This is a genomic window from Virgisporangium aurantiacum, assembly GCF_016863635.1.
GTDB lineage: Bacteria > Actinomycetota > Actinomycetes > Mycobacteriales > Micromonosporaceae > Virgisporangium > Virgisporangium aurantiacum.
This window is the reverse complement of sequence record NZ_BOPG01000023.1, coordinates 226,961-251,112: the sequence shown is the minus strand read 5'-3', so window position 1 is coordinate 251,112 and position 24,152 is coordinate 226,961. Positions and strand designations below refer to the sequence as shown.

Below are 24,152 nucleotides of genomic sequence, written 5' to 3'. Positions count from 1 at the left end.
ACCGTACGACAGGCCGTGGCCGGGGTTTGCGCTGGCCACCCCCACGATCGGGCAGGAACCGGCCTGAACTGGCACCAACCAACCCGCGCCGATATAGCCCAGTTTATTCTCTTAATCCGCTGGTGAGCTCTCAGACTGCAACGCGACGCACGAAGCGGTGACGCACGCGACGGGCATCGACGACGTGTCCGTCACCCAAGCCGTCCTCGTGCCCATGCGGGAGATAGTTGGGGACTGGCCGCCGGCCCGTGCCCAGCCGAGGGCTCTGGGTGACGCTGACATCGCGCCGATCCGAGTGGTGGTTCGCGATCCGCATGTATGTGCCCGTCTGCTTGGTCGAGCTCGACCTAGTTTGCCGGCTTATGCGTATCGGCGAGGTGGGCTCAACGGCCGGGCGGGACGTCGCGATTCACCTGCACACCACGCTCCGGCAGCCAGGACCTGGCGCATGTGCACAGAGATCCCTGACGACTGGATGGCGAATGTCCCGATCAGAGGCGGCAGTCGCTGATCGGGACGCTCACTGCATAGGTGGTGGTAAAGATCCGGCGGTACTCGGCGAGGTCGGCGGGAAGTTCGCAGTAGCGGGCCCCTGTGAGGGTCTCGGCGTAGACGACGTCGGGGTCGTCGGGGTCGGTGAAGTCCAGGATGGTGAACCCGCCGGCGGACATGGCTGGGTGGGCGCCGGCTGTCCAGGGCAGGTATCGGATGTCGATGTGGACGCGGTCGGTGAGTGCGGAAAGTTGCCGGATCTGCTCGCGCATGACATCGGGGTCGCCGACAGGTCGGGTGAGTGCGTTCTCGTTGAGAACGGCGGTCAGCCGCATGGGCGGGGTCCGCTCGGTCAGCAGGGCCTGGCGTTCCTGCTGGTGCTTGAGGTGGTCGCGGACGGCTGCCTGGGTGGCGTGGGGTTTGACGGCCAGGTAGAGGGATCGGGTGTAGTCGGGGGTTTGCAGCAGTTCGGGTACCTGTCCGAGTTCGTAGATGTAGAGGTGATCGGCGATCGGTTCGAGGCCGGCGTAAAGCCTGTCGCTGACGGACGTCGCCTGGTCGAAGTCCTCCCACCAGCCTGGTTGTTTGCAGGTTTGCGTCCATCGGGCGAGCAGGTTGGTCGTCGCGTGGTCGGCGCCGTAGAGCAGGCACAGGCCCCGGACGTCGTCGGGCTTGAGCTGTTGGTGGCCGGTTTCGATGCGCCACAGTTTGGCCCTGGATGCCAGGCCTGATTGTTCGACGTCGTGGTCGGTCTTGCGGGCTGTTTCCCGGAGCTGTCGTAGCCGTCGTCCGAGCTGTCGCTGGAGGACGGTCACATGTCGTCCTCGCTGTCAGAGAGGTGAGACGTTGACGGCTGTTGTGAGGCGCGGCGGCGGCTTGAGCGCCGGCGGCGAACGGTGGTGACGGTGATGCTCTTGGAGCCGTGACCTTCTCGTCGGGTGCGTGCGCTGCGGTGGTCGTGGCCCCAGATTTGCGACGGCGTCTCATGTTCGTGCCACAGCTCCCGGCACAACCGCCGGGCGATGTACAAGGTGGTGATGAAGCCGTGCCGGGCCTTGTTCAATGACTCTGCCGCGAGGCTGTAGTCGTCGTGGTCGGCGAGGGCGCGGATGACCCGCAGGTACGCCGGTCGCAGGGTGGAGAGGATCTGGTGGACGGCGACGGCTTCGACGATGCGGTCTTCGTGTGACTCGGTGGCTGCGGCGAGGGCCTGCCAGTACGTCCAGTACCGGGTGATCGGTACACCGCCGGGTGCGCCGGTCCGGGCGATCAGGCCGCGGTGGTGCAGTTCCTTGACCGCGTAGGAGTGGATGGCGCGCTGGCCGGCCTTGACCAGAATCCAGAAGCCGGGCCGATCGTCGGCGGCGTAGAGGAGTTCGAGGATGGCGAACTGGGCGATGTCGACGCGTTGCCGGAACGCCACCTGCCGCCACGGCGAGGTGTGTGCCGCCTTTGCGGCCGTAGCGTCCAGTTCGGTGATGGTGAAGCCGTGCGGCAACTGCTCGTCGGTCACTCAGGCGTCCCAATCGCTTCGTGGTGGTCGTCTGGTCAGGCCGGGCGTTCGACGTGGCAGCAGGCCGTAACGGGCGAACAGACCTTCAGCGAGGCTGCGCTCGTAGCAGTGCCGGTCGGTCGCGCACAAGGCGCAGGCCGTGAGGTGGCGGTAGATGAGCTCTTGCGCCCGTTCGAGGTGCACGGCCAACTCGCCGGTGACGTACACCCCACTCATGGCGGTGGCCTCAGCGCAGCCGTGCGGACGAGCGCCGTTCGTTCGCCCACCTGCTCGCCGTCCCAGGCGATCTCGATGCCGGTCACCTGGATCCAGTCGCTGCCGGTGGGTAGGTGGTCCGGCGGGAGTTGGGTGATCCGCAGTGTCACGTCGCCGTAGCCGAGGTAGCGGTCGGCTTCCTTGATGGTGATGGTGTCGCCCACCTCGATCGGCAGGATCATGGCGACCTCCGCAACTGCTCGGTCGGTTACGGGCGTCGGAGGGTGCAGGGAACACCGGGATGGCGCGGTGCCTGTCCTTCTCACACCGGTCGCAGGTGACCCGTGTCGGCTCGGTCCACCGGACGAAGCGGTTGGAGAGGTCGAACGGGGCAGCGATGGCGAGTTACCCAGCCAGTGAAGAGCGGCGAGCTAGTGGATTCAGGAGATGCCCGGACGCCCGTCAGAGCGCGGCGAAACCGCGCGACGGGTGGCTTCAGTGGCCGTCAAGAGGCACAGCTGCGAACCGGAGGAGGACAAAATTCTGGCTGCCGTCGCCGAGCGCGGTGACCGACGTGATGCCGTAGCGGCGGAGTTCGAAGGCTACATCGGGTTGGTCGGACGCGGTCCTGGGAATCTCGCCCTCATCGGGGGTGAGGTCGATCTCCCAATGGCCGCCGCCGTGGCGCTCGATGCGTTCCAGTTGCTCACGTAGCTGGGAGACGTTGAGTAGCGGTCGAGGTGTGGTCCGCTGCCGCGGCGAGAGTGTGGTCGATGTGGCCTCGGGCGTGGTCATGGGTGCCTCCGTGAGTGCTGTTGTCTACAGCAAAACGTCCTGCACACTCATCGTGGAGGGAACGGCGGCGTCAACACTGTCAACTTGATCCACACGGTCTGCATGTCAGAAATGGCTTCTCATGCAACGGCGAGCGTCGTGACCTCGCTCGCGCAGCCCCACGAGAGAGTGACTCCGGCACCGCCATGTCCATAGTTGTGGACGACCACGGCATGGCCGACGCGGTCAGCTTCAACGCGAACCCGCGGGCGTGTGGGGCGTAGCCCCACCCGATGGCCGATGACGCGGGCGTGGCGCAGCCGAGGCTCTACCGTGGCGCATCGGGTGATGATCGCGGTCGCGATGGATGGGTCCGGTTCGCGGGTCCATTGTCGTGGCTCAGCGGTTCCGCCCACCACCACGGTGTTGCCGTGGGGCGCGTAGTGGAGTAGATCCGGTGATGACCCTGTGTCCTCGGAGAAGAACTCGGTAATGCCGGGATTTTCGACGACGACCAGGTGGCCCCGCACGGGGAACAACTCGGGATCCGGAACCAGGTCGTGAGCGCCGATCCCGGCGCAGTTGACGACGACCGGTGCGGCGGACGCCGCCTCGGCGAGTGAGCCGATCCGACGCAAGCAGATTTCGGCGCCTGCGGCGCGAAGCCGGCGTTGGAGATATGTCAGGTACACCGGCATGTCGACGAGTGGTGCGACGAATCGCCATCCGGTCGCGAAGCCGTTCGGCAATTCGACAGGGGCGCACATGCGAAACTGGTCGAGTTGAGAGCCCCAGTCGGGAGGCTTGACGGGCTCTCGGGAGGCCTCGACGCCCGCGACGAGTCGGACGCCCGTTCCCGGCTCGTCGGCGAGGTGGCGCAGTTCGTGGAGAGTCTCCGCGCTCCATGCCTGGACGCGGTCTAGTGGTTCGACGAGATATGGCCCCCACATCGCGCCGGCGGCCATCGACGTCGTGGCAAGGGGCTCGTCGGCTGTCCAGACGCTGACCCGTCTACCGGCCTCCGCAAGGCGAATAGCGGTCGTCAGGCCACTGACACCTGCGCCGATCACGACAACGTCGGTCAGGGAGCGGGGCACGGTCCGACGGTATCGTCAGCCGCCGTGTCGGGCGAGTGCGTTGTCCAGATCGGGCAGCAGCTCCGAGACCGTCTGGTTCCGCTTGCGCTTGCGGAGCTCACCCGCAAGTTCGCGCAATAGCGCGGTGCTACGTGGAGATCGGACCGCGTCGAGGCGGGGGAGGGCCATCCGGGTGACCGCGCAGGCCTCGTCGAGTTTTCGGTGTGCGGTGTAACCGAGCGCGAGCCAGGCTCCTTCGTATAGGGCGCGGCGCTGATTGGGCGCATCCACTGGGCGAGCGTGCGCTCCGGTGCGAAGGAGCGCCTCGCCTTTGCGGAGCGTTGCGCGTCCGCGTGCCGCACTGCCGGACGCGAGCAGGTGACGTCCAGCTCGGATCATCGCGTAGCCGGCCTGGCAGTCCAGATGGTTCGGGGTCAGGTAGTACATCCAGTCGGGTTCGCCTTCGCGTCGCCCGCTGGCGAGTTGAGCATGGGCGGCGGCCCACGTCCGCTCACAGTCCTCTACGCGTCCGGCGGCGGCGTACGCGTACGCGAGCCGGGACTGGACCGAGGCCTGGACGTTCCCGGTGGAGTGCTCAGCCGTGCGTCGCGCGGCCTCTCCGAGCATCACACCGTCGGATGAGTCCCCGGCCGAGGCCGATTGGAAAGCCAGATCGGCAAGGATGTGCGCCTCCATGCTGCGATAGCCCGCGTCGTGGGCGGCGCGCAGTCCGGTGAAGTAGTAGCGCTGGGCCAGCCCTGGCTGCGCCGCGTCGTGGGACTTCCATCCGGCAAGTTGAGCAAGATCTGCGAGGACGACGAGGAGTCTGCGGGTGGTCCGGTCGGTATGACCCCCGTCGCGCAGGAGCAGCAACGTTGCCCGTACCTGCGCGCCGACATAGGTGAGCCCGGCCGCGCCGCCATGTTCATCATCGAGCGCTTGCAGCGCCGGAATGCTCGCCTCGATCTGATCGACGAGTGGATCGTCAGCGGATGCCGTGGGCACGCCTATAGATGCGGGACCGGCCTGGGCGGAGAGGTACACACGCACAGCCCCAGCCAGCGCCGCGCCCGACACCGACAGGAACAGTCTGCGATCCACGAGTCCTCCCAGTAGCCAGTCCTCGGCCACCTGCATGGTGTCTGCGAAGCTCCACGGTCCGTCCAGGCCAGCGCTGGCCGGCAGAACCAGCGTGCCGTCCAGGGGGTCGGAGTGACCGGGCCAAAGGTCCTGGACGGTGACGACCCGTCCGATCCGGCGTGAGATCACGTACGCGGCAAGCCGCGGCAACGGAGCACGGGGTACTCGACCGGAGTCCCGCCAGTGATACGGCGCAGTCTCTGCCAGAGTCCCCGCTCCGAAGATTCGGTTGATCTCGCGGGCAAGCTTTCGCGGTCCGAGGCCAGCTTCCACAAGGTGGGCAGCAAGGGCACGATTGCCACTGATCGTCATTGACGCCCTCCCTCCGGAGTTTGACGGTACCGGCGGCGTCCGCGTTCGTGTCAGTACCCATCGACGAAACTCGGAAGTTGACAGAGTTGACGGAAGCGAGGACTCCTCGCGGCTGGTAGTAGCAGAGGTACTGGAGGCCCCGCTGGTGTACCGCCGTAGGGCTGCGCCAGCGGGCACGTCGTTCTTGTCGCAGCATCCGATCGGGTTGAGCGGTGGAATCAGGAACTCTGCGGTATCGGAATGGCGTGATCGCGCCGTTGAATGGCCGGGCAGTGGCCTGGCCCGGAGACGGCGCAGTTCGGGCTGGTCCGGCTCTCTGGCCTCGCCGGTGCGTGCAGCAGGGGCGGAGGCAGATGTATTGAGGGCGACCACTCGAACCGGTGGAAGCATCGACCAGTAGCGGGTGGACGGACGCACCGCTTCGGTGCCGGCGCGGCGCAGTCCGTCGGCGTAGCCGGCGGTGCCCTGGAAGTCGAGGATCACGACTCCCCGCCGAGGTTGAGAACCCTGAGCAGTTCGATGACTGCTGCGGGAGCGGCGGAGGCGACGAATAGTCACCCGAGGCCCGTGTCGGGCGCGGTGGCGTCAACCGCCCAGGCTGTCGAGATCCTGCCGGATTGATCTCGAAAGCATCGTCGATCTCGGCTGCTCGGCCAACTCAAGCGCCTGTAGCAGAATCTCGCGTGCACGCTCCGGGCTGTTCCGGACGACAAGGCACCGGCTGAGCCCCCGTAGCGCCTGGCACATACCGGTCACGTCGCCGATTTCACGACACGCGTCGAACACGCGGGTGAACAGCGCCTGTGCCTCATCGACCCGGTCCTGCTTGAGGCGCAGGTTGCCCTGCCAAAACTGAGTCTGAGCCTCGATCCGACGGAATGGACCGAACTCGGCACACAGGCCAAGTGCCCCCTCGAAGTAGTCATCGGCAATCGCGAAGTCCGCCTTGGCCAGATGAATCTGGCCGATGCTACGCAACAGGTGCGCCCGCCCCCCGGGCTCCTCCAGATCGGTGAGACGGGTGAGTGCCCGCTCGCAGTACTCCAGAGCCTCGTCGTTGCGGCCCAGGAATCGGTGCGCCATCGCGACGTAGGCCATCGACACACCGATGCCATGCTGATGCTCGGCTGACTCGAACAGGGACAACGAGCGTTCGAAGCATCCGAGCGCCTCGTCAGCCAGGAACTGGTCAGCACGCAGTTTGCCGAGTGCAAGCAGGACCGCGGCCTGTCCAACGACGTCACCGGTGGCGCCTGCCTCCGACATGCCGATGTCGAGCACGAGCTGCCGCTCGTCGAACGATCGCTGGAGCGCGAGCAGATCGGACGAGACGACTGCGATTTCCCAGCAGAGGCCGACGTTGCCGTCGCGTTGAGCCTGGCGCAGCGAGGGCAGGATTCCAGGGCGCACGCTGTCGAACCAGGCCAAGGGCTGTCTCTGGACCAAGGTCTGCAGGCTGTCGACCACAGATGCCACCTGGTCGCCGCGGATGACCATGTGGTCGCCGTCGTTGGCGGCTCGACAGGCGGCTTGCAGACCGGCCAACAGAGCCGTGTGCGCTCGTTCGCGGTATGCGCGCCGCAGAATCGATGGATCTTCGATCCGGGCGCGTTCGGCGGCGAACAGTCTCACGAGATCATGCAAGTGATACAGGACTGTGCCGGTCGAGTCTGCGCCCGCCACGTCCAAGAGGTAGGCGTCGACGAGTTGATCGAGGACGAGGTCTGCGTCGGTCGGAGCGATGCCGAGGGCGGCCGCGGCCTGCCAGCCGGCGATTCGGTCGGGAAGATCGCTCAGAATCCGAATGGCACGCTGCGCGTCCGGTTCCAGGCCGGCGTAGCTGACCGAGATCGTGGCGCGGACGTCGAGGTGATCGTGGACGAGGTGGTCGAGCCGCGCGTCTTCATCACGGAGGTCGTTGGTGATCCGGTCGACGGTCCAGTGCGGCTTGCCGGCGAGCTTCGCTCCCACGATCCGTACCGCCAGGGGGAGCCTGCCGACAAGGTCGCACAACACGGCAGTGGCGCCGTCCGTAGCCGACGTCCGGGCCGTGCCGACGATCCGCTGAAGGAGCGCCGTCGCGTCGACCGTGTCGAGCACGTCGAGGTCCAGGGTCGCGGCGCCGAGCGTGGCGCCGAGTCGGGACCTGCTGGTGATCAGGGCGGCGCAGAGCGGCTCTGCTGGGAGAAGGGGCGCGACCTGTGAGTCGGAGCGGGCGTTGTCGAGGAGGACCAGTACCCGTCGATCGGCGAGAAGGCTCCGGTACAGCTCCGCCCGTTCGTCCTGTCCTTCCGGGATAGCGGAGCCGTCGACGCCCAGCGCTCGGAGGAACCGGCCGAGGACGTCTCGCGCTGAAGCCGGATGGTCGTCGGCGCCGTGGAGGTCGACATAGAGCTGGCCGTCGGGGAACCGGGCGCGGGCAAGGTGCGCTACGTGGATGGCGAGGGCTGTCTTCCCGACGCCCCCGGGGCCGGCGATCGCGATGAGCGCGGCGCCGCTGCGACCGTCCGGTAGTAGGCGATCCGCTATCCAGGTGACTTCGGAGATCCGTCCGGTGAAGTCGTTGACGTTTGCCGGGAGCAGTTTGGGCATCGCCGGCCGGAAGCTGACCGCTGTCGGCTCCTGCGAGGTCTGCGCCAGGATCTCGCGGTAGGCGTCATGCAGTTCCTTGCTGGGATCGCTGCCAAACTCGCTGGCCAGCCAGCGTCTGCACTGGTCGTACAGCTTGAGCGCTTCCGCAGTGCGGCCCGCCTGGTGCAACGCGCGGAGGAATCGGGCGACGAGCGGCTCGCGGACGAAGTTGTCGAGGACGATCGGCAGAAACTCGTCAACGACCCGGCCGGAGTCGCCTGACCTCATCTCGATGTCGAGCAGGTGCTCGATGGCCGTCAGCCGCTCCGCTTCCAAGGCTTGGCCGTAGCTGGCGGTGATCTCCGGCATGGCGTCTCTGCCGAGCAGCGGTCCACGCCACAAAGCGAGCGCGGCACGGATCCGATCGGCCGGTGCGGCGGCGCCTCGCCGGAGGAGGTCGCGGAAGCGGAGGACATCGACGGAGTCTGGGGCGGCTTCGAGGACGTAGCCGCCCGCTCGCGGCTCGAGGCGGACGTCGAGACCATGCGCGTCGTCAGGACAGAGGATCGATCTGATCTGGGAGATCCTGATCTGGACAATCGTCCGCGCGTTCTCCGGCGGTTCGGTACCCCAGAGCAGATCGATCAGCCGGTCCACCTGCACGGGCCGATTCGCGTCGAGCGCGAGGATGCCGAGGAGGATCCGCGATTGCCGTCGGGGTATCTGCACAGGGAGTCCGCGGTGGGCCACTTCGAGCGGCCCAAGAACGCGGATCTCCACGCGTCGACGTCCTTCCGCTCGCCCCGAGAGCTGATCGACCATCGCGAATGGTAACAGGGTGATCGCAAGCTGCGACCGCTCGGAGATCTCGGCTGTGCTGTTGGTAAAGGTTTGGTAGTCGCCGTCCGACATCGTTCGCTGAACCCAGTCGAGCGAGTCGTTGGAGCGGCGACGAATGCCTGACAGCAGATCAACACGAGGTAAGGACGGCACCAACGGCGGCGCCGACGATCAGGAACGGCCCCATCGGAAGGTGGGCGCCGTCCCCGGCTCGTTTGGCGACGACGAGAGCCGTCGCCCAGAGTCCCTGCGCGACGAGCGCAAAGGCGAGTCCCGTAAGGACGGTGGTCCAGCCGAGCCAACCCAGCAGGATCCCGGTGCCGAGCATCAACTTGGCGTCGCCGAGCCCTGGGCCGTGTCTGCCGAGGGCCAGCGTCAGGGCCGTGAAACCGGCGGCCAGTCCGGTTCCGGCTACCACTCCACGTGCCAGGCCGGAGGCGGTGTGGTGCTCAACCACGGCCGAGAGGCCGAGCAACGTGACGACACCGCTGGCGGCCGGATAGGTGAGCCGGTTTGGCAGACGATGAACGGCCGCGTCGACGAACGCCAGCACGATCGACGTGCCGGCCCACCATGCGACGGCGAGCGCCTCAAGGTGCGACGGCCGAACCAGCACTACAACGAAGGCCGCCACGAGCGTCGCCGCCTCGACGAGGTATGGCGGGGCGCCGACCTTCAGGCCGCAGGATCCGCATCGGCCGACAGGCGAGAAGGCCATCGATGGATCGCGGATGTCGAGCGACGCACGGCAACCGTCGCAGGATCGCCGCCACGGCGAGTCGGAAGGGACCGAGTGGGTGGCGACGGCGGCGCGAAGCAACGGCGTGATGAATGCCCACGCGATCGGGGCTACCCACCTATTCACGAAGCCGACAATACATATGAAAACTGTATTTTCAAGGCGTTGGTTCTCGGGCTCTTGGTCCTCATCGCCGCGGTCGGCTGCGGCCGTGATGTCGACTCAGAGAAGCAGCCGTCGGGCATGACCGCGTCGGCGGAGGCCTCAACCACCGCCCGGGAGATCCTTGCTGCCCTGTACGGGTACAAGGAAGCACTGCGGATAGCCAACGAGTCGGGAACCGAAACTCCCTCGAAGGATCTCAGCGCCTACCTCGTCGATCCTCTGCTCTCCGAGATCGCGGCCATGATCCACAGCAATCGTCAGAAGGGTGTCTACTACGCCGGCACCTCCGTGCCGGTTGACCCGAAGGTCACTGACCTGAGAGCGGATGCCGAACCGCCGACCGCGGTCGTGCGAGCCTGCACCGATAACACGAACTACCGGTTGGTCTACCGCAGGAACAACTCGCCGGTTCCGGCTCCGAGTTATGAGTTGCGGATACTGGCTTCCTACGAAGCCGTCTACGTCGCGGGTCAGGGCTGGCGGATCTGCAAGGCGACCAATTCCGGTGAGCCATGCTGACCCGTCAGCTCGCCGTAGCCCTTGTTGTCGTTCTCCTGCTTGCCGGTACGCGGGCGGTCGCCAACCCACCGGGTGGCAGTTGCCCGCCGGACAGCCCGATGTGCTCGGTGGCCGGCGATCTTCCGGGCGCGCCCGGCGGTGGGAGCGCAGGCGGCGGTGAAGGAGGATCCGGCGGTGGCGGCCCGTGCGTCTTCGAGGGCGAGGCAGTTCCCTGCGAACTCGACGACTTCGGTTCGTACGTCGGTGGTGGCTGTTACGCCCGCCAGATTCCCGCTCCCGATCCGGATCCACACGGCGGAGAAGGAGCCTGGTATCAGCGCACATGCGGCATCTACGGCGGAACGCTGATCCGATACGAGGCCGAGTGGTCGCTACTTCCTCCGGGTGGAGTCGGGCCGACGCCCGAGGAGCTCGCCCGGGAAGCGTTGGCAAAGATCCGCCTGGACGGTGCCGCGATCGGCACCGCCCCGGGGGCTGGCAGCGCCGGGCTCGTCGGTCTACCGATCTGGCTTTGGACGGCGGTTACACCCAACACGTGGGGACCGATCGCTGCCTCGGCCACCGCGGGCGCCCTCACCGTCACGATCACCGGTTTGGCCGTCCGGATCGTCTGGTCGATGGGCGACGGTGCGACCGTGACATGCGCGAACCCGGGCACGCCGTACGAGTCCAGGTACGCCGATCAGCCTTCGCCGACTTGTGGGTATGTGTACCACCAACCCAGCCGTATCCGGCCGGCCGGCGTTTACCGCATCTCCGCCGTCACGTACTGGCGGGTGAATTGGGCCGGCGGTGGCGAGTCGGGCGTCATCGACACCACCCGCGAGTCAGCGACGACGCTCGCCGTCGAGGAGTTGCAGGTGGTCACGTCATGACACCGACATCGGCGCTCGTGCCGCCCGGCCCGCTCACACCACCGCGAACGCTCGGGCAGCGTCGCACCAGGTGGAATGCACTCGCCCTGGCCGTCTGCCTGATGGCCCTGGGCGGCTTGTTGTCGGGCTTCGCGTTCCTGACCGCGACCCGGATCCAGAGCTGTCTCGCCGTCTCCCGTGCGGTGGCCGCCGGCGCAACCATCTCCACTTCCGATCTCAGGACCGTCCAGATCACCGTCGCGCCGGGGCTCCTGCCCATCAAGGCAAAGAACATCCGGGACGCGGTGGGCAAGCGGGCGGCCGTCACCCTGGTTCCCGGAACGCTGCTCACCGCGGCTCAGATCACCGACGAAGCGCTGGTACGGCCGGATCAGCGACAGGTGGGCGTGGGCCTTCCGGCGAACCGGATGCCGGCCCGCACCCTGCATCCCGGCGACCGGGTTCAGCTCGTCAGCACACCGCCGGAGGCCGCCAACGCCTCGGCGGCGCCTGTGCTCCGTTTCGACGCAACCGTGGTCGACCTGAGCGGGCGGGGCGGAACCGGCGTCGACGGTTGGGTGGTCCATGTCGCCGTCGCGGAACGGGACGCAACCGCAGTCGTCACGCTCGCCGCGCAGAGCCGGCTCACCATCGTGCTCAGGGTAGGTGGGTGATGGCGGTCATCGCTGTCGCGTCGGCGAAGGGCTCGCCCGGCGTCACCACCGCGGCTCTCGCCTGGACGTTGACCTGGGGGCGGAGCACGGTTCTCGCCGAATGCGACCCGTCCGGCGGGACCGTGCTTGCCGGCTTCCTCCGGTCACAGCTTCCGGCCGATCGGGGACTGCTGCCGCTGGCGATCGCGGAACTACGAAGCGACGCGCTCGCCGCCGAGTTTCCGCGCCAGCTCATCGACATGGCGCCGCCGCACGGCCGGCGACTTCTGTTGCCGGGGCTGACCGATCCCGTGCAGGCCGGGACGCTCGCACCGGTCTGGGAACGGCTGGCGGGGTTCTTCGCGGACCTTGAGTACGGTGACCGCGCCTGCGACGTGATCGTCGATTGTGGACGGCTGGCCGCCGAGCATGTGCCGTGGCCACTGCTGCGCTCGGCGGACACCGTGTTACTCGCCGTCCGTCCCTTCCTGACGTCGATCGCGACAGCCGTCCCCACCGTCACCCGGCTGTCACGGGAACTGACGAACGAAGGTGGACTGCTCGTGATCGGTGACGGTCCCTACAGCCCTGGCGAGATCGCGCGAGGACTCGGAATTCCCGTTGTCGCAACGGTCCCGTGGGATCGCCACGCCGCAGCCGCGCTGGCGAACGGCGGCGTCATCCGTGCCCGGTCCACGCTGCTACGGGCGGCAGCGGGGGCGGAAGCTCCGGTTCGGGCGGCGATCGGCCGTCGTCGGCAACAGGTGCCGCAACGGTTCGTGCCACAGGTGGTGCGCAGTGGCCCGATTTGAACCGGTGTTCAGCCCGCAGATCGTCCCGCGGTCGGGCGCCGAGCACTCAGGAATCGACCACGACACGGTCAAACTGTTGCGGCACCGGGTCAGCGAGCGGCTCACCGCCTGGATCCGGGAGCAGGACGGCGTCTCCGATGACGGGCGTCGGCGCGAGTGTCAGCGACTGGTGGCGGAACTCGTCTCGGAGAACGTCGAGATGCGACGCCGGTCGGGTGAGCCGGTGTCCCGGGCGGACGAGGCGGCACTTGCCGACGCCGTCGCCGCTGATCTGGCGGACCTCGGTCCACTTCGGGCGCTGATCGCCGATCCGGCGATCGAGGAAATCCACATCCTGGGGTGCGACCGGGTCCGGATCACCCATCGCGACGGCACTGTGAGCTGGGGCGCACCGATCGCGGCCACCGATGCGGATCTTGTCGAGATGCTGCAGGCGCTGGCGCGCCGGGCCGGTTCGACGGAGCGGTCCTTGTCCACCAGCCGCCCGACGCTCGACCTGCAACTGCCGGACGGGAGCCGGCTCGCGGCGGTCTTTCAGGTATCGCACCGTCCCGTCGCGGTCATCCGCCGGCATCACACGATCGACGTCACGCTCGACGACCTCACGGGCAGCCGCGTCGGTATCGACGAGATGATCGATCCGCTGATCAGGGATCTGCTCCGGTCCGCGATGGCCGGCGGTCTCAATATCATGGTCGCCGGCCTGGCCGGAGCCGGCAAGACCACCCTTCTTCGGGCACTGGCGGCCGAGATACCGGCGAACGAGCCGTTCGTGGTACTGGAAGAGAGTCGGGAACTCGGCCTGCACACCGGCACGAGACACTCGGCGGCGATCAGTTTCGAGGCGCGCGAGGGCCACGGTGAACGCGGGTTGGACGGGAAGCCGGCCGGCGAGGTCACCATCGCCGATCTTGTGCCGCTGTCGCTGCGGATGGGCGTGCTGCGCATCATCGTCGGCGAGGTCCGGTCGCGCGAGATCATCCCGATGCTCCAGGCGATGACGACCAGCCGTGGTTCGATGTGCACGATCCACGCCCGGCACCCGTCCGCTGTCCCGGAACGGATCATCGAGCTGGCCCTGGCTCATGGCCGCGACATGACCGTCGAACTGGCCCGGCGGATGGCTGGCAACGCCCTGGATCTGATCGTGTACGTCACCGTCGAGGACGAGACGGCGATCGGTGGGCGCAAGCACCGGTTCGTCTCCCACATCGAGGAGGTCGACGGGGCCGGGGACGGCCGGATCGCGACGACGCAGTTGTTCGGACCCGGTCCCGATGGCCGCGCGATACCGCGTCACCTGCCTTACCGGCTCCGCGAAGCGCTTCTGCGGGTCGGTTACGACGCGCGGCAGCTGTCGGCCTGGATCGCGGCCGGGCACGGAGGCTGGCAACGACGCAGGGCCAGCGTATTGAGGCAGGCGTCATGAACCTGACCGTTCTGGCGCAGCTCGGCGGAGCATTCGCAGTGTCCGGCGTGGTGCTCGGCGTCGTCGCGCTCGTCGGTACCACGCGCCCATCGCGTCCGGCACCGCGGTTGCGGCGCTGGATGGCGAGAGCAGCCGAGATCAGGCGTCGCCGCGCGATGCTCAGCGTGGCGGCTGTCGCGGGATGCACAGGATGGTTGCTGACCGGTATGCCGGTGGCTGGGATCGTCATCGCCGCCGCCGTTCCCGGAGCGCCGTGGCTGCTGACCGTCGGTCGGCGTGAGCGGCAGGCGATCGCCCGCGTCGAAGCGGTGGGGGAGTGGACACGCCGGCTGAAGGACATCTCCGCCACGGGAGCCGGGCTACAGCAGGCAATCACCGCGAGCACCGCAACCGCGCCGGTCCCGATCTCGGACGAGGTTCGAACGCTGGCCGCCCACCTGGACGCCGGGTGGCGGCCGAGAGACGCGCTACGGCAGTTCGCGGACGGCATCCACGATCCGGTCTGCGACCAGGTCGTCGCGGCGCTGATCCTGAACATCACCGACCGCGGTGAACACCTTGGCGACGTACTGAACTCCATCGCCAACGCCGCCGTCGCCGAGGTGGCCACCCGACGGGAGGTCGATGCGAAACGCACCCAGCCACGGTTCGCCGTCCGATTTCTGACCGGCATGACGCTGGTGACGTTCGGGTACGGCATCACCCGCGCCGAGTACATGCGCCCGTACACGACGGCGAGCGGCCAGGTGGCGCTGGCGGTACTGATTGCGGTGTTCGCAGCGCTGCTGCTGTGGGTGCGCCGAATGAGCGAACCCCCGCCGCCGGTCCGGGCCTTCGACGGCACGCGGAGCTCGCGATGACATGGCACCTGGCCGCCGCTGTGGCCGGCGGTGCAGTCGCGGGGGTCGGCGGATTCGTTGCGTTGCGCGAGGTCCTACCCGCCGCACCACCACTTATGTCCGCGCTGCGTCGGCTCCACCACCCCTCCGAGGCCCGGCGGCCGGTGCTGGCTCGGCTCGCGGGGTTCGTTCATCCACCCGTGCACGAACTCAACCTCCTGGGTCAAAGCCCGGAACGTTACGCCGTCACGCTGCTCTGCTACGGACTCTTCGGATTGGCCCTTCCGTCTCTGATAGCCGTGGCAATGGCCTTCCTGGGCGCAGAGGTTGACGTCATCATCCCCGTGTTCACCGGCCCGTTGTGCGCGGCTCTGTCCGTGCTGATCGCACGTCGCGACGTGAGCGTCCGGGCCGCGCGGGCGCGGCGCGAATTCGTCCGTGCGGTCTGCATCTACCTCGACCTGGTCGCGTTGCAGCTGTCGGCCGCGCATGGTCCGGTCGAGGCATTGGAACGGGCCGCGACGGTGTGCGACGGCTGGGTGTTCGATCGGATCCGCGACGCACTGCTGCGCGCGCAACTGCAGCTCCGGTTGCCGTGGCAGGAGCTACGGGAGACGGCAGACCGGATAGGCGTTCCGGAGCTTGGCGACGTCGGGGCCACCATGCAGTCCTCCGGCACCGAGGGCGCTCAGGTACAGGACACCTTGCGTCAACAGGCGGACAGCCTGCGCGACCAGCTCCGAACCGACGCCCTGGCCCGGGCGGAGGCGGTGACCGGTCGGCTCGACGTTCCCGGCGCGGCGCTCGTGTTCGTCCTCGTCGCCTTCGTGCTCTACCCGTTCATGACTCGACTGTGACCACAACGGATGGAGAGAACTCATGGTCAATCGAATTGCGGCAGCGGTCGCGACGCGGATCCACGAGATCAGGGCCGAAAGGGACCGCGGTGACAACCCGGTCCCCACGGCGATCATCATCGCCGGGCTGGCGATCCTCGCCGCCGCCGTCGTTGCCTGGGCGGTGGCGCGAGCCAACGGTTTCATGGCCACCGTGCCCGGCGGACCGGCGTCGCAGTGAGACGCGTGATCCGTCGAGCCGAGTCGGATCGCGGGTCGGCGGCGGTCGAACTCGCGATCCTGTTCCCGGTGGTGCTCCTGCTGTTGTTCGCCAGCATCCAGATCGCGGCCTGGTTCCTGGCCCGCAACGTCGCGATGGCCGCCGCGCAGGAGGCGGTGACCGCGGAGCGCGCGTACAACGCGCCGTCCGGCACGGGCCAGGCCCGCGCCGGACGGTTTCTCGACGGCGCGGGGGACTGGCTGGTCGGCCCGAAGGTGACGGTCGTGCGCGATGGCGACGACGTGTCGGCCACGGTGACCGGGCGCAGTCTCCGGTTCCTGCTGGCGTTCGACGTTTCGCAGACGGCGCACGGTCGGGTCGAGCGGTTCAGCAGCGAGGAACGGCCGTGACCGGCCGCTGCCGCGACGAGGGCTCGGTGTCCGTGGAGCTGGCGGTCCTGATGCCGTTGTTCCTCGTGCTCGTCGCGCTCGCGGTGGTCGTCGGTCGGCAGGCCGTCGCGCAGAGCGCGGTTGACCTCGCTGCGCACGACGCGGCCCGTGCGGCTTCGCTGTCCCGTACGCAGGCGGTTGCCGAGGAGCGCGCGGTCGATGCGGCCACGCAAACCTTGGCGCGGCAGGGCCTTGGCTGCATTGAACTCACGGTGACCGTCGACGTCAAAGGGTTCGGCGTACCGGTGGGTCAACCGGCATCGGTCGGGGTCCGGGTCATCTGCGAGGTCTCGTTCGCGGACGTGGCAATGCCGGGAGTACCGGGCACACGGACCCTGACCGCCTCGTTCACCTCTCCGCTCGACCGGTACCGCAGTCGGGGAGGGTCGGCATGACCGTCCGTCTGCGCTCGGACGAGGGTCGGATCAGCGTGTTCCTCGCGATCGCGCTGCTCGGCGTCCTCGTGGTCATCGGCCTGTCGGCGGATGGGGCTGGCAGGCTCCGGGCAGCCCAGCATGCCGACCACATTGCGGGTGAGGCGGCCCGCGCCGGTGGGCAGGCGATCGTATTGCCGCAGGCGGTGACCGGAGGGGAGAAGACGCTCGACCCCGACCGAGCGGTGGCCGCCGCACAGCAGTATCTGGACGCGGCCGGGGCTGCGGGGACGGTACGTGTCGAGGACGAGGTGACACTGGTCGTCACCGTGACGGCGACGTCCGACACCTTGATGCTCGGGCTGATCGGCATCGACCGGGTGACGGTGACCGGCAGCGCGACCGCGCATCTGGTGACGGGATGAGGGCCGCGAACGTCCGGCGGATCTCGAGCGCTTTCGCCGCGGCAGCGGGCTTGGTGGCGATCGTTGCCGGCGTGCCGACGGCACTGGCCGCTGTGGCCGGCAACCCCCTGCCGGGCCAGGTCCCCACGATGGACGAGGTGGCCGATGCGGTGATGGCGCGGGACACCGGCGAGCTGTTCCTGCGGACGCTGACAATCGTTGCCTGGGTCGCGTGGGCGTCCTTCGTACTGTCGGTACTGGTCGAGATTCCCGCGACGATCCGGCGGCGTCCCGCGCTGCGATTGGTCGGGTTGGGGCCGCAACAGCGGTTGGCAGCCGCGCTGGTGGCGGCGATCGTGATCGGGGCGGCGGCACCTGCCGTGGCGACCGCTTCGGTGACGCGCGCCGGCCCGGCGGCCACTGCCTTTGCCGCAGCCGCGAGCGGGCAGGTGTACGTGGTTGCGCCCGACGATCGGCTCGCAGACATTGCGGTCCGGTACCTCGGTGATGCGGGCCGATACCACGAACTCGGACGCCTCAACGGCCTCTCGGATCCGGACCGAATCGCCGCCGGCCAGCGGCTTGTTCTACCGACTGACGCGGTCGATCGAGGCGCCCGTCCACACGCGGCGGGCGCGGTCGAAGCGGCAAGTCCGGCCGGACAACTGGCCTATGTGGTCGCTCGCGGCGACCGACTGGCCGAAATCGCCGACCGGTTCACCGGGGAACCTGAACGGTACCGGGAACTCGCCGAGACAAATGGGATCGGCGATCCCGATCGGATCAGGGCCGGCCAGCGGCTGCAGTTGCCGCCGGACGCGACGGATCGGGGACCACATCGAAATGCCACCGGAACGGTGCTCGGTGAGCGGGCGGCCCCGCCACCCCCGACAGCTGTTGATCCGACTCAACCTGCGCCTCCCGCGTCAACGGAACCCACGCCGCCGGTCGGATCGGCTGCGCCTGCGACTCCCGCCCAGCCCGCCCCGACGGATGACGTCGACGGCGACGACAGCGTGCTGGATCAGCTGATTCTGTTCGGCGTTCCGCTGATGGGCGCAGGCCTGTTCGCGGCGCTCACGCTTGCCCTACTGCGGCGCCGCCGGAGGCGGCTCCAGGAACGTCGCCCGGTCGGCGGACGAATCCCCGACCCGGCCGAGCCGAGAATCGAGACCACCATGCGGGTCGTTGCCCAGCCCGTCGCCGTCGAGCGCCTTGACCAGGCCCTCCGCGCGCTGTCCGCCGGACTTGCCGACCGGGACGACCAGACACTGCCCGACGTCATCGGCGTCTGGATGGAAGCGGACACCGTTCACACGCTGCTGACCCGACCGGCGCCCGATCCGCCGCCGCCGTGGCAGAACGAGCGGTTCACCTGGACGCTCTCCGCCGACGCGGAACTCCCAGACGTCAACGGACACCTTGCGCCGCTGCCCACGGTCGCCGCGGTCGGATCCCGGCCGGGCATGCACCTGCTGCTCGACCTGGAACGCCTCGGCCTGGTCACCGTAACCGGCGACGCTCGGCGGGCGGAGAACCTGCTGCGGTACCTCGCCGGGGAGCTGGCCTGCAACACCTGGAGCGACCACGTCGACGTCATCGTCGCCGGGTTCGACGCCGACGAGACCGCCGACCTCATCGCGCTCAACACCGATCGCGTCACCGCCGCCGCCAGTACACAGGCCGCGATCGACCGCGCCCGGCGCCGTGTGGAACAGTCCGTGGCCTCGATGGACCGCGTCGGTACCGACCCGTTCGTCGGACGGATCGAGGACATCGTCGCCGACGCCTGGATGCCCCAGGTGTACCTCGTGAAGAACCCGAGCACGGCAGACCTCGTGACGTTGCAACGATTCGACAAGGAACTCGACAGCGCCGGCCGATGTACGGTCGCCGTCGTGACGACCAGCACCGAGACCATCGGTCGCTGGCCGGTTCACATCGACGGGAACGGCCGCCTCAGCATCGACTTTCTCGGTCTGGCCGACACCGAGGACGCCCTGGACGCGGCCAGCCTGTCGCGGAGCGAGCTGGGCGCCATCGCCGGCCTGCTGAGGCAGGCCCAGAGTACGGAGAACGAGAAGATCCAGCGTGGAGCGGTGGCCGATGCGGCGTCTGCCGTCCCCGTGATCGTGGTGCCGGTCTCGAAAACGGTGCCGCGCACCGCGTCCCGCCAGCAGAGCGACCCGACGCTCGACCGGGACCTGCGCGACTGGGTCGACCCCGCGATACCTCGGCCCCGGATCTCGATCCTCGGTCCGGCCACCGTCGAGGCCACTGGAACCGCGCCCGCCGACCGGCCACGCTTCTACACCGAGATTGTGGTCTACCTCGTGACCCGTGGTGCCCGTGGCGTTCTGAGCGACCAACTCGACGAAGCGTTGTGGCCGGGCCAGACGGTGAAGGTCACCACGCGGAGGTCGGCGATGACGCGGACCCGGCGTTGGCTCGGATCCGCATCCGACGGCGAGCCGTGGCTGCCGGAGGCGACGACCGATCGGCGGTACCGCCTGCGGGACGGGTTCCTGCTCGATTGGGATCTGTTCCGGCGGTTGCGCGAGCGCAGCGACAACCGGGGGCCGGCGGGGATGAGTGACCTCCGGGTGGCGCTCGGGATGGTCAGAGGCGCCCCGCTGGCGGACGCCGACATCGCGTTCTCGTCGGTGGCGCGCAACCCGTACACGTGGCTGCCGACCTCGGACATCCAGCCACACCACCTCACGTCCGCCGTCGTCGACGCCGCCCACCGCCTGACCGAACTGTGTCTGGCAGGCGGGGACACCGCCGGCGCTCGGTGGGCGGTCGAGCAGGCGTGGAAGGCGGATCCGTACCGGACCAGCGACATCACTTGGCGGGACATGCTGCGTGTTGCCGCGGCGGAGGGGAACTCGGCCGAACTCGAGCAGGTCGTGGCAGACCTGATCGATGCGCGGGAAGCTGAGGTGCCGGAGGACCTGGACAGCGAGACGTACCAGGTTCTGTGCGAGGTGGCACCTCACTACGTGGGAAACCCCGGCCGCGCGTCGTGACGCGGATCTTGGTTGTGTCGCCGATCGTCAAGGTGATGGACGCGGGATCCTCAGCCGGCGATTGCACTGAGGCGCGCGACTGGGTACAAACGTTCGAAGGTAGCAGGGGAGAATTGGAATGGACGACTTCACCGACGCCATCTGGCGTAAGAGCGTCAAGACCCAGAACAGCGGCGCCTGTGTCGAGATCGCACGGGTCGGCAATACCGTCGGCGTTCGAGACTCCAAGGATCCCGGCGGGCACATCCTCCGGTTTACCGTCCGCGAGTTCGCGGCGTTCCTGGATGGGGCTCGCAGGGCCGAATTCGATGACCTCGTGACGGCGGGGGAGTGATCGATCCTCACTCTCCCGTGGTGAGGAACACCGGCGGCCCTACCGGTGATTCGACGTCGGCGTTCGATCGGCGGTCTGAGTTGTACCTCTCGTCCGGTTCAACCAGTATGTACCTTCGCCTGCTGATCATGTTCGTGTGTCAGCGTGCGATCACGTGGGCCGCCAAGGTGAATCGGTTGATCGGCCATCGAGTGCGGGGTCGGCGCGAGTGGCGCCGGTCGCCGACCTTCCGAAACTCGTGCATCGGTTCGATCTGATCGGATGGGCTCACCCATGGGGGATCGCCGGGCGACCGCCGCTGTGGCGGCCCCTTGCCCCGGTCGATCGCGAACTGGTGGCGACCTCGCGCATCTCGGGTCGGCCTCGGTGAGGTCACTCAGAAGGGGGCGCCAAATTCATCTCGCCCGCCGCTAGGCGCCTGGGGCATTGAAGATCATCACCGAGGCTACTCGGCCAGCTGAGATGCGGCTCACGAATAAAGTGTGGGTAAAATGTGGGTTGGCTCAGACCTGACAAGATCAACGAGACGTTTCCCCTGGTCAAAGCTCCCCCATTTGGACTCGAACCAAAAACCTGCCGGTTAACAGCCGGCTGCTCTGCCAATTGAGCTATGGGGGATCGGACCACACCGCAGCGTGGGCGACCGGACTAGAGTACATGATGTGGCCGGCCCCAAGCACAGGGGTTATCGCCGACGCGCCGGCCCGCACGTTTGTCGGCATTCAGCCCCGGGAACCAGGTGTCACCGGCACCATGTACGGGTATGCACGGACAGACGACGCAACACGTCCGTTCGCGTGACTAACGGCGACTCGCGTCGCCTGAAGAAGGAGGTCGCATGCGCGGCAAGCTGTGGTTCCTCGGCGGACTGGCCGCGGGATTCGTTCTCGGCGCCCGGGCCGGTCGCGAGAAGTACGAAGAGATTGTGGCAACGGCCCGTAAGGTCCGGGAGCACCCCACGGTCCAGGAGGCCCGCGGAGTGGTCCAGGAACAGGCCAGCAAGCTGGCGACGACGGGCAAGGAGAAGCTCAGCAACTCCAAGCTCGCCGAGACGAAGGTCGGCCAGACCCTGCTCGGCACCTCGGAGAGCGACACGACCCTGGCTACGACGGGGTCGGGCGTCACTCGTCCGAGTTCGAACTCGAGCAACTCGGGTACGAGCTACTAGGAACACCTCGACGAAACGGCGGGCCGGTCTTCCGGCCCGCCGTTAGTCATGTCCGCCGCCACCAAAAACGGCGGCGGCGACGCGACGGGGGCTCGGGTTCTCGCCGGGGTGCCGGGGACGGGCGGGCGGCGCGCCAGCCCGCCACGATCTGCTCGACGTTCACCGGCCGCACGCTGATCCGTAGCTCGGACGGCTGGCGCATGCATTCGACGATGCGCCGGTTCAGGTCGGCGACCGCGGCGCGGACGTCTGCCTCGGACGACATCAGCCGGACCACGTCGGGAAGCTCGTCGGCCTCGCGGCGCAGCATGACGGCGGGCGGCAGCAGCGCGTCGCCGGTGACGCCCTCGCGGCGCAGGTAGCTGTTGAGCCACCAGTTCTCGTCGTCCTGGCGGCCGGCGCCGGGCAGCGGCTTGCCGGCACCCGGCAGGTTGTCGAACTCGCCGCGTTCGGCGGCGTCGCGGATCTGCCGGTCGATCCAGGTTTCGAAGTTGACTCCGGCCGGTCGTCGCTCGGTCATGACGGCTCCCCACTTCGTGGTGACCCGCCCTGACCGGGAGGGCTCTGCTTGCTGATGCCCTCGCGCAAGCGCTCGGTCATGTCCCATACCTCCCCGCCCCGATTCTACAAGCTCCACAGTGGACGGTCGTATTCGCTTGATCGCCGGTCGGTGTGGCCCTAACGTCGACAAGCGAACAAGGGAGGGGACGTGCGAACGCACTATCCGCGTACCCCGCACCTGCCGTGGTCGCCGGGGAAGGCGGCCGACGACGTCACCGCCGGCGACCTGTCCGGGTTCGTCGGGCGCGAGGTCGTGGTCACCGAGAAGCTCGACGGCGAGAACACCACGATGTACGCCGACGGGCTGCACGCGCGGTCGCTCGACTCGGCGCACCACCCGTCGCGGGCGTGGGTCAAGGCGTTGCACGGGCGGATCGCCGCCGGCATCCCGGCGGGCTGGCGGGTGTGCGGCGAGAACATGTTCGCGCGGCACTCGATCGCGTACGACGACCTCGAGAGCTACTTCTACGCGTTCTCGGTGTGGACCGGCGACGGCTGTCTCGGCTGGGACGACACGGTGCGGTTCGCGCGCCGCGTCGGCGTGCCGACGCCGCCGGTGTTGTGGCGCGGCACGTTCGACGAGCGCGCCGTGCGCGCGATCAAGCTCGACACCGCGCGGCAGGAGGGCTTCGTCGTCCGCACCGTGGAAGGCTTTGCCCGCAACGACTTCGGCGTCCGGGTCGCGAAGTGGGTGCGGCCCGCACACGTGCAGACCGACACGCACTGGATGCTGGCGCCCGTCGTCCCGAACGGTCGCGGCCCGGCGGCGGCCCTGTGGGACGTGCGGTCCGGCGCCACGCCCGACGCCGCGGCGCTGGGCGCCGCGATCGGGCTTCCGGCGACGGAGAGCGATGCGGTGGTCGAGGCTTCGGCACGATTGGACGTCGGGCAGCGGACGGGTGACGCGCGACTTGCCGGCGTTCTCGCGACGCTGCTGCACGACCGGCGCCGTTCGGAGCTGGCACCCGAGCTGGCCGTCCACATCGGACTGCCGCTCGCGCGGCGGGTCGCCGATCTCGTCGGGCTGCACAGCAACCTGCACCGCGCCGTCCCCGACGAGCAGCGGCGGGCCGGCCTGGCCCGGATGGCGATGTCGGCCGATCTCGGTGTGCTGCACGCGGTCGCCGCCGCGGTCGCACCGGAGCGGGCCGAGCGCGAGCAGGTCGAGTGGTCGCTGCTGCACGCCGACGACGCCGGCCTCCTCGGTCCGGAACCGCTGAAACCGTTGCGGGACGGGATGCGTGACGCGCTCGACGGGCTCGACGGCGCCGACCGGTGCTGGGCTGAGGCCCGCGACGCGTTCGCCGCCGGCCGCATCGCCACCGCCGAGGAGGGCCGTGCGTACACCTGGCGCTGGCGCGACGGCGGCTTCCCCCGGCTGGTGCTGACGAGCGGTCCGTCGGGCAGCGGCAAGAGCACGTTCATCGCCGGCCTGGACAACACCGACGTGATCTCGCTCGACGACCTCCGCACGGCACGAGGCGACCGCGGCGATCAGAAGGCGAACACCGGGATCCTCCACAGTGGACTCGACGCGCTCGACGCGGCGCTGGCCGCCGGCCGGTCGGTGGTGTGGGACGCCACGTCGATCAACGGCCAGCAGCGCGGTGTGGTGCAGGCGGTCGCCCGGCGCCGCGACGCGTGGCTCACCCACGCGGTGCTGCTGGTGCCCGCCCGGGAGCTGGAACGCCGCAACGCCCGGCGCGAGCATCCCGTGCCGGCGAAGGTGCTCGACGCGCAACTGCACCGGTTCGTGCCGCCGTACCCGGGCGAGGCGCACCGCACCTGGTACATCGGCGCGGCCGGCACCGTCGACGACGTGGCCGGCACGCTCGACAGCGAAGACCCGTGAGG

Annotated in this window: 25 protein-coding genes and 1 tRNA gene; 15 read left to right on the top strand and 11 right to left on the bottom strand. The window is 68.5% G+C overall.

Annotated elements, in window-relative coordinates; translation table 11 throughout:
• Nucleotides 1–491 precede the first annotated feature (491 nt).
• From Vau01_RS18295 to Vau01_RS18255, 9 genes are all read right to left on the bottom strand, one after another.
• Nucleotides 492–1,307, bottom strand: coding sequence for a helix-turn-helix domain-containing protein (locus Vau01_RS18295; protein ID WP_203993994.1), 816 nt, complete (start codon nucleotides 1,305–1,307; stop codon nucleotides 492–494).
• Nucleotides 1,304–2,005 carry a hypothetical protein gene (locus Vau01_RS18290; RefSeq protein ID WP_203993992.1) on the bottom strand — a complete coding sequence of 234 codons (702 nt, stop codon included), beginning with the start codon at nucleotides 2,003–2,005 and terminating at the stop codon, nucleotides 1,304–1,306. The genes Vau01_RS18295 and Vau01_RS18290 overlap by 4 nt, the downstream gene beginning before the upstream one ends.
• Nucleotides 2,006–2,221, bottom strand: a complete 216-nt coding sequence (locus Vau01_RS18285; protein WP_203993990.1) for a hypothetical protein — start codon at nucleotides 2,219–2,221, stop codon at nucleotides 2,006–2,008. It abuts the gene before it with no gap.
• Nucleotides 2,218–2,442 (bottom strand): hypothetical protein, encoded by a 225-nt coding sequence (locus Vau01_RS18280; RefSeq protein ID WP_203993988.1) that lies wholly within the window; start codon nucleotides 2,440–2,442, stop codon nucleotides 2,218–2,220. Before Vau01_RS18280 ends, Vau01_RS18285 begins: the two co-directional genes overlap by 4 nt.
• A gap of 253 nt (nucleotides 2,443–2,695) precedes the next feature.
• On the bottom strand, nucleotides 2,696–2,995 hold the full coding sequence (locus tag Vau01_RS18275) for a hypothetical protein (protein WP_203993986.1): 300 nt from the start codon (nucleotides 2,993–2,995) through the stop codon (nucleotides 2,696–2,698).
• Between the two features lie 119 nt (nucleotides 2,996–3,114).
• On the bottom strand, nucleotides 3,115–4,071 hold the full coding sequence (locus Vau01_RS18270; RefSeq protein ID WP_203993984.1) for an FAD-dependent oxidoreductase: 957 nt from the start codon (nucleotides 4,069–4,071) through the stop codon (nucleotides 3,115–3,117).
• A gap of 15 nt (nucleotides 4,072–4,086) precedes the next feature.
• Nucleotides 4,087–5,502 (bottom strand): NsdA family TPR-like regulatory protein, encoded by a 1,416-nt coding sequence (locus tag Vau01_RS18265; protein WP_203993982.1) that lies wholly within the window; start codon nucleotides 5,500–5,502, stop codon nucleotides 4,087–4,089.
• Nucleotides 5,503–6,087: 585 nt separating this feature from the next.
• Nucleotides 6,088–8,985 carry an AfsR/SARP family transcriptional regulator gene (locus Vau01_RS18260; protein WP_203993980.1) on the bottom strand — a complete coding sequence of 966 codons (2,898 nt, stop codon included), beginning with the start codon at nucleotides 8,983–8,985 and terminating at the stop codon, nucleotides 6,088–6,090.
• Between the two features lie 58 nt (nucleotides 8,986–9,043).
• Nucleotides 9,044–9,733 (bottom strand): prepilin peptidase, encoded by a 690-nt coding sequence (locus Vau01_RS18255; protein WP_203993979.1) that lies wholly within the window; start codon nucleotides 9,731–9,733, stop codon nucleotides 9,044–9,046.
• An 84-nt stretch (nucleotides 9,734–9,817) separates the two neighbouring features.
• Between Vau01_RS18255 and Vau01_RS18250 the strand changes: the two genes are divergently transcribed.
• The 13 genes from Vau01_RS18250 to Vau01_RS18190 all read left to right on the top strand — a co-directional run bounded on the left by Vau01_RS18250 (nucleotide 9,818) and on the right by Vau01_RS18190 (nucleotide 20,569).
• Nucleotides 9,818–10,336, top strand: coding sequence for a hypothetical protein (locus Vau01_RS18250; protein ID WP_203993977.1), 519 nt, complete (start codon nucleotides 9,818–9,820; stop codon nucleotides 10,334–10,336).
• Nucleotides 10,330–11,211, top strand: a complete 882-nt coding sequence (locus Vau01_RS18245) for a hypothetical protein (RefSeq protein ID WP_203993975.1) — start codon at nucleotides 10,330–10,332, stop codon at nucleotides 11,209–11,211. Before Vau01_RS18250 ends, Vau01_RS18245 begins: the two co-directional genes overlap by 7 nt.
• The gene (locus Vau01_RS18240) at nucleotides 11,208–11,864 is read left to right on the top strand and encodes an SAF domain-containing protein (RefSeq protein ID WP_203993973.1); all 657 of its coding nucleotides are present in this window, start codon (nucleotides 11,208–11,210) and stop codon (nucleotides 11,862–11,864) included. The genes Vau01_RS18245 and Vau01_RS18240 overlap by 4 nt, the downstream gene beginning before the upstream one ends.
• Nucleotides 11,864–12,655, top strand: coding sequence for a CpaE/TadZ family protein (locus Vau01_RS18235; RefSeq protein WP_203993971.1), 792 nt, complete (start codon nucleotides 11,864–11,866; stop codon nucleotides 12,653–12,655). Before Vau01_RS18240 ends, Vau01_RS18235 begins: the two co-directional genes overlap by 1 nt.
• Nucleotides 12,642–14,084, top strand: a complete 1,443-nt coding sequence (locus tag Vau01_RS18230) for a TadA family conjugal transfer-associated ATPase (protein WP_203993968.1) — start codon at nucleotides 12,642–12,644, stop codon at nucleotides 14,082–14,084. Before Vau01_RS18235 ends, Vau01_RS18230 begins: the two co-directional genes overlap by 14 nt.
• Nucleotides 14,081–14,944 carry a type II secretion system F family protein gene (locus Vau01_RS18225; protein WP_203993965.1) on the top strand — a complete coding sequence of 288 codons (864 nt, stop codon included), beginning with the start codon at nucleotides 14,081–14,083 and terminating at the stop codon, nucleotides 14,942–14,944. The genes Vau01_RS18230 and Vau01_RS18225 overlap by 4 nt, the downstream gene beginning before the upstream one ends.
• Nucleotides 14,941–15,780: a type II secretion system F family protein gene (locus tag Vau01_RS18220; protein ID WP_203993962.1), complete on the top strand. Its 840-nt coding sequence runs from the start codon at nucleotides 14,941–14,943 to the stop codon at nucleotides 15,778–15,780. The genes Vau01_RS18225 and Vau01_RS18220 overlap by 4 nt, the downstream gene beginning before the upstream one ends.
• A gap of 22 nt (nucleotides 15,781–15,802) precedes the next feature.
• Nucleotides 15,803–16,000, top strand: coding sequence for a hypothetical protein (locus Vau01_RS18215; RefSeq protein WP_203993959.1), 198 nt, complete (start codon nucleotides 15,803–15,805; stop codon nucleotides 15,998–16,000).
• Nucleotides 16,001–16,005: 5 nt separating this feature from the next.
• Complete coding sequence (locus Vau01_RS18210; protein WP_239151680.1) at nucleotides 16,006–16,389, top strand: TadE/TadG family type IV pilus assembly protein; 384 nt, start codon at nucleotides 16,006–16,008, stop codon at nucleotides 16,387–16,389.
• Nucleotides 16,386–16,823, top strand: a complete 438-nt coding sequence (locus Vau01_RS18205; protein WP_239151679.1) for a TadE/TadG family type IV pilus assembly protein — start codon at nucleotides 16,386–16,388, stop codon at nucleotides 16,821–16,823. The genes Vau01_RS18210 and Vau01_RS18205 overlap by 4 nt, the downstream gene beginning before the upstream one ends.
• A complete protein-coding gene (locus tag Vau01_RS18200) occupies nucleotides 16,820–17,227 on the top strand; it encodes a hypothetical protein (protein ID WP_203993956.1) in 408 nt (135 codons plus the stop codon). Before Vau01_RS18205 ends, Vau01_RS18200 begins: the two co-directional genes overlap by 4 nt.
• Nucleotides 17,228–17,298: 71 nt before the next feature.
• The gene (locus Vau01_RS18195; RefSeq protein ID WP_203993953.1) at nucleotides 17,299–20,235 is read left to right on the top strand and encodes an AfsR/SARP family transcriptional regulator; all 2,937 of its coding nucleotides are present in this window, start codon (nucleotides 17,299–17,301) and stop codon (nucleotides 20,233–20,235) included.
• A 118-nt stretch (nucleotides 20,236–20,353) separates the two neighbouring features.
• Nucleotides 20,354–20,569, top strand: coding sequence for a DUF397 domain-containing protein (locus Vau01_RS18190; RefSeq protein WP_203993950.1), 216 nt, complete (start codon nucleotides 20,354–20,356; stop codon nucleotides 20,567–20,569).
• A 545-nt stretch (nucleotides 20,570–21,114) separates the two neighbouring features.
• Here the strand turns inward: Vau01_RS18190 and Vau01_RS18185 are convergent.
• A tRNA-Asn gene (locus Vau01_RS18185) sits at nucleotides 21,115–21,187 on the bottom strand.
• Nucleotides 21,188–21,407: 220 nt separating this feature from the next.
• Between Vau01_RS18185 and Vau01_RS18180 the strand changes: the two genes are divergently transcribed.
• Nucleotides 21,408–21,737: a hypothetical protein gene (locus Vau01_RS18180; protein WP_203993947.1), complete on the top strand. Its 330-nt coding sequence runs from the start codon at nucleotides 21,408–21,410 to the stop codon at nucleotides 21,735–21,737.
• A gap of 46 nt (nucleotides 21,738–21,783) precedes the next feature.
• Here the strand turns inward: Vau01_RS18180 and Vau01_RS18175 are convergent, their stop codons facing one another.
• Nucleotides 21,784–22,257 (bottom strand): DnaJ family domain-containing protein, encoded by a 474-nt coding sequence (locus tag Vau01_RS18175; protein WP_203993944.1) that lies wholly within the window; start codon nucleotides 22,255–22,257, stop codon nucleotides 21,784–21,786.
• 189 nt (nucleotides 22,258–22,446) lie between these two features.
• Between Vau01_RS18175 and Vau01_RS18170 the strand changes: the two genes are divergently transcribed.
• Nucleotides 22,447–24,150, top strand: coding sequence for an RNA ligase family protein (locus tag Vau01_RS18170; protein ID WP_203993941.1), 1,704 nt, complete (start codon nucleotides 22,447–22,449; stop codon nucleotides 24,148–24,150).
• The last annotated feature ends 2 nt before the right edge of the window (nucleotides 24,151–24,152 follow it).